Origin of the sequence: Candidatus Tremblayella phenacoccinincola, assembly GCF_002682985.1 — a bacterium.
Classification (GTDB): Bacteria; Pseudomonadota; Gammaproteobacteria; order Burkholderiales; family Burkholderiaceae; genus Tremblaya; species Tremblaya phenacola_C.
In genome coordinates, this window is record NZ_MKGN01000016.1 from 1 (window position 1) to 2,256 (window position 2,256).

A 2,256-nucleotide genomic window follows, 5' to 3' on the forward strand; every position below is an offset into this window, starting at 1 on the left:
CCATCACATATAGTACCTGGGATAACAACAGCAATAGGAACTACAGTAGGAATACCATTAACACATAGAAACTACTCTAATAGTGTTTCTTTTACAACAGGGTCTATATCCTATAAAAGCAAACCTAACTGGAGTCTAGACCTAAATAAGAAGCAAACAATAATAATGTATATGTATGCAAGTAATATAACTAAGCTAAAAGAAAAGCTATTAAAAAGTAGGTTCTCAAATAAGATCCCAATTGCAATAGTGTCTTCAAGTTCTAATAAAGACCAAAAGCTAATAATAAGTAATATAAAAAGCATAGAAAGCTTAACATATAATAATACAACACCATCTATACTTATAATAGGATATATAATAAACCTATATAGAGGCCTAACTACATTCAATTAATAAGAACATACCCTTCTAAACCTATTCTACCCCCCTTCTCTAACAACTAACCCTAAAAAGGAAAAGGACTAGATGTCTTTATGGGACGGCAGGTTTAAAGAAAAGCTAAACATAATGTTTGAACACTTTAACAAGTCATTAAAAACCGATGTACTTCTAATAGAACAAGACGTAACTCTATCGAAAGCATGGTCATATGTTCTATACACAATAGGTATATTTAAAAAGACTGAACAACTAAAGATAGAACAAGAACTAACCAACATATTAACAAAAGCTATAAAAGCTAGTGTTAACTTAAAAAAGAGTAACTCTGAAGACATACACACTTGGGTCGAATATAAACTAACAAAAGTTCTAGGTTCTATAGGTAAAAAGATCCATACTGGAAGAAGCCGTAATGACCAAGTTACAACTGATACAAAACTATGGTGTATAAAAGAAATATGTCTAATAATACCTATATTAAACACATTACAAAAAAGAATTGTAGCCTTATCTGAAAAACATATAGAATCAATAATGCCTGGCTACACACACTTACAAAAAGCACAACCAATTACGTTTGCGCATTGGTGTCTAGCCTATAATGAAATGCTATTAAGAGATAAGCTAAGAATAGATGATACTTTAAAAAGAACATCCATTAATCCGTTAGGTTCTGGTTCTATTTCTGGAACAGCATACAATATAGACAGAGAACAACTAGCTAAATGGTTATCCTTTAACACAGCAACGTCTAATAGTTTAGATAGTATTTCAGATAGAGACTACTTAATTGAATTAATAGCAACTGCAACAATTAGTATAATACATTTATCAAGGCTTTCAGAAGACCTAATCTTTTATAATACAGAAGAAGCTAACTTAGTAGAGTTAACAGACAAAATAACATCAGGTTCATCTCTAATGCCACAAAAGAAAAACCCAGACGCTTTAGAACTAATAAAAGGAAAAGTAGGTAAAATACAAGGAGCGTTAACTAACATAATAACTATTCTAAAAGGACTACCTTTAGCTTATAATAAAGATATGCAAGAAAGTAAAGCAGCTATACTAGATACTATAACTACTTGGAAAGAGTGTTTACATATAACAAAGCTAATAATAATAAACATAAAGATAAGATTAAAAGCATGTATATTAAAAGCAAAGCAAGGATATTCTAATGCTACAGAATTGGCAGACTACTTAGTAAATAAAGGTATTCCATTTAGGAAAGCACATAACATTACAGGAAAGGTAGTAATAAAAGGAATAGCTATAAAAACACCAATAGAAGAACTAAGTATAAAAACGTTAGCTAAGATAAACCCAATAATTAATAAGGATGTTTATAGGTTTTTAAAGGTAGGTTCCTGTATAATAAAACGAAGTTCAAAAGGAGGAGTATCAAAAAGCCAAACTATACTAGCTATATTAGTAAATAAAAAGCTACTAACTGTTTCTGACTCTATATATAGAACCAACAACCTAATTCCAGATTCTATAGTAGGGTTAGCTTTTCAACTTAACAAGAATCTATGGGAGAATCATTTAGAACTATAAAAGAGACAGCTCCTATTGTAATATATAGAGATAGCTTTTACATAGGAACTCCAAGAGCTGGTATAATAATAATAAAAACACATATCAAGTTAGTATATGAAAGAAGTTATATAAAAAGGTGTTCTAGAGAAGGGCTTAGAATAGATAGTCTTTTGGTTAGTTAACTATTGATTCAGGGACATATTCCAATAATACATCACTACGAGCAACCCAAAAGCCATAGAGCCAACAGCAATATATCATATGAATGCTAATATAAAAGAAGAAACAATAGCTGCTTTATCAACAACCCAAAAGGCTAGTGGCATAGGC

General features: G+C 30.6%; 3 protein-coding genes. All 3 read left to right on the top strand.

Annotated elements, in window-relative coordinates; genetic code table 11:
- On the top strand, positions 1-396 hold a 396-nt coding region (locus TPPER_RS00840; RefSeq protein ID WP_236859554.1), incomplete at its 5' end, for an SAM-dependent methyltransferase.
- A 72-nt stretch (positions 397-468) separates the two neighbouring features.
- Positions 469-1,944, top strand: a complete 1,476-nt coding sequence (argH, locus tag TPPER_RS00845) for an argininosuccinate lyase (RefSeq protein ID WP_099336888.1) — start codon at positions 469-471, stop codon at positions 1,942-1,944.
- Complete coding sequence (locus TPPER_RS00850; RefSeq protein ID WP_099336889.1) at positions 1,920-2,108, top strand: hypothetical protein; 189 nt, start codon at positions 1,920-1,922, stop codon at positions 2,106-2,108. The genes argH and TPPER_RS00850 overlap by 25 nt, the downstream gene beginning before the upstream one ends.
- The last annotated feature ends 148 nt before the right edge of the window (positions 2,109-2,256 follow it).

Coding starts and splice junctions, on each gene's coding strand:
- TPPER_RS00850 (WP_099336889.1), top strand. CDS start 1,920: ATGGGAGAATCATTTAGAACTATAAAAGAGACAGCTCCTATTGTAATA.
- argH (WP_099336888.1), top strand. CDS start 469: ATGTCTTTATGGGACGGCAGGTTTAAAGAAAAGCTAAACATAATGTTT.